2 protein-coding genes are annotated in these 1,983 nt (G+C 61.3%); one reads left to right on the top strand and one right to left on the bottom strand.

What is annotated here, in order from left to right:
• The first annotated feature begins 173 nt into the window (after positions 1–173).
• Positions 174–701 carry a transposase gene (locus tag GGD61_RS41180; RefSeq protein ID WP_409362507.1) on the top strand — a complete coding sequence of 176 codons (528 nt, stop codon included), beginning with the start codon at positions 174–176 and terminating at the stop codon, positions 699–701.
• Positions 702–1,700: 999 nt separating this feature from the next.
• On the opposite strand, the gene GGD61_RS40085 is transcribed toward GGD61_RS41180, so the two are convergent.
• On the bottom strand, positions 1,701–1,983 hold a 283-nt coding region (locus tag GGD61_RS40085), incomplete at its 5' end, for a shikimate kinase (RefSeq protein WP_283814605.1).

Raw genomic sequence — 1,983 nt, 5'->3', positions numbered from 1 at the left:
TCGCGCGATCCGAACGCCGATAGCGCGCGCCTGCTGCCGTCGTCAGTTCCTTCCGCGTTGCCATGCTTAGCCACCCCATCTTCGCCCCCGCTCGCTCCTGATCCAAGGGAGCAATTTACGTGAGGCAACGGCTCAGCATCCGGTAACAATTAGGGCGAGGCAATGCGCCTTCCATCCTGATCGCCGCGCGACACGCCGCGTTCGCCCGGCGCCTCGATCAATTGCGACGGACCGACTGGGTGGTCTATGCCAAGCCGCCATTCGGCGGGCCCGAACAGGTGCTGGCTTATCTCGGCCGCTATACGCATCGCGTCGCCATCGCCAACAGTCGGCTGATCTCGCTTGCCGACGGCAAGGTGAGCTCTTCTTGGAAGGACTATCGGCAGAATCGTAAAGCCAAAGTGATGACGCTTGATGCCGATGAGTTCATGCGGCGCTTTCTCCTGCACACCCTGCCGGACGGCTTTCATCGCATCCGCCACTATGGCTTCCTCGCCAATGGCGGGCGCAACGATAGAATCGCCCTCTGCCGTCGGCTCCTCGACGTTCGCAACGCTCCGACTAATCAAGAAGACGGCGATAATCCTCTCGTCAAATGCGAGATCCCCGTCTGCCCGCATTGCGGCGGCACCATGCGGCGTATCGACGTCATCCCACGAGCCTGCGCCCGCGACCAACCGTTTCGTTGTGACACGTCATGACCAGCATCTGCACCATCCACCCGTTCCGGGATCACCTTCTCGGTGGCAACGTCCGATGTCGCCGTGGCCGCCCTCGTCACCGCTCACCCTGTCAGTCATTCGGCCGCGCATCACAGCACAGTAAATCGCTTGCGGCGTCGTGCTCTCGGCCCGAACAATGGCGCCGCTCCCGCCCGATCAATATCGCGCCGACGCGCGGTGACCACAGGCGCGCATTCTCCGCAGCCGCACCCGCTGCACTATCGCCATAATGCCCACAACTCCGCGGCTTCGTTCAATCCGGCTTCTATGAGGTCGCACGCTACGATAGCGCGCGGCTTAAGCCTGCCACGCGACCTCACAGAACCCTCAAGATTCTCTCTCAACGGCTTGCGTGTTCTTCACAACCGACTGGTCCAGCTATAGCGCACGTTCGCACCCCCAGCCCAGCTCGATCCGGCTTCTTAACGGACGACCGGGAAGAGTCTTGGTGAAGTCCTCAGCACCCAGTTTCCTGAAGATCACGTTCTTCAGCAGGAACGCAGCCGCGATACCCTGCTTGGTATAGTCCGAAAGATTGTAGGCGATCTTGGGACGCGGCAAACCGAGAAGGTCCTGAACCTCGCCCGCAGCACGGTCTACTATGAACCTCGGCCAGTTTCGGCCGAGGACTGTGTTGCGGCGTGGGGTCTCAACCATGATCGGCGTGGGGATCCCATCATTTCAATTCAATGAAATCGCCTGAAGGGGGCCCGACGACGCCGATTGGGGGGGCATTTTTCGATCAGCATTCACAGCCTACGCCGCGTTTCGAGTTCCCGAGGTGCGGGCGCCACCGGAAGCTGCTACCTTTCCGCTGTCGACCGCGGGCCGCGGCCGCCGGAGCAACGACGCTCCCGCCGTGCAGCCGGAGGAAGTTAGAGCCGTGGATACGACGCCGATCATCCCGCTCGAGGCGAAGAGACTGTTCGGCCCGATCCCTCGGGGCGATATCGACAATCAACCTTGTGAGCGGCGAGGTCATGGTGCCGCGCTCATGATATTGGACGGTATCCGCTCCGCGCTTGCCTCGCCGCAAAGATGGGCATGCAGCGCGACCAAGCATTGATCCGCGCTCCTGTTATTACGCTTTCCCGGGACGATGGTGAGATCGGCAAGTTGATAGAACGGCGAGCGATCGCGGATCAATTGCGTGATCTTGTCCTCCTGGTCTTCGGTCTGCAACAGCGGGCGGGCGGTGTCACGACTAAGGCGTTTCCTGATCTCACCTTCGTCGGTATTGAGCCAGATCGAGACACCCTTC

The sequence above is a fragment of the Bradyrhizobium sp. SBR1B genome, assembly GCF_014198205.1.
GTDB lineage: Bacteria > Pseudomonadota > Alphaproteobacteria > Rhizobiales > Xanthobacteraceae > Bradyrhizobium.
The sequence above is the reverse complement of the archived record's forward strand: the minus strand, read 5'-3'. Positions and strand labels throughout refer to the sequence as shown.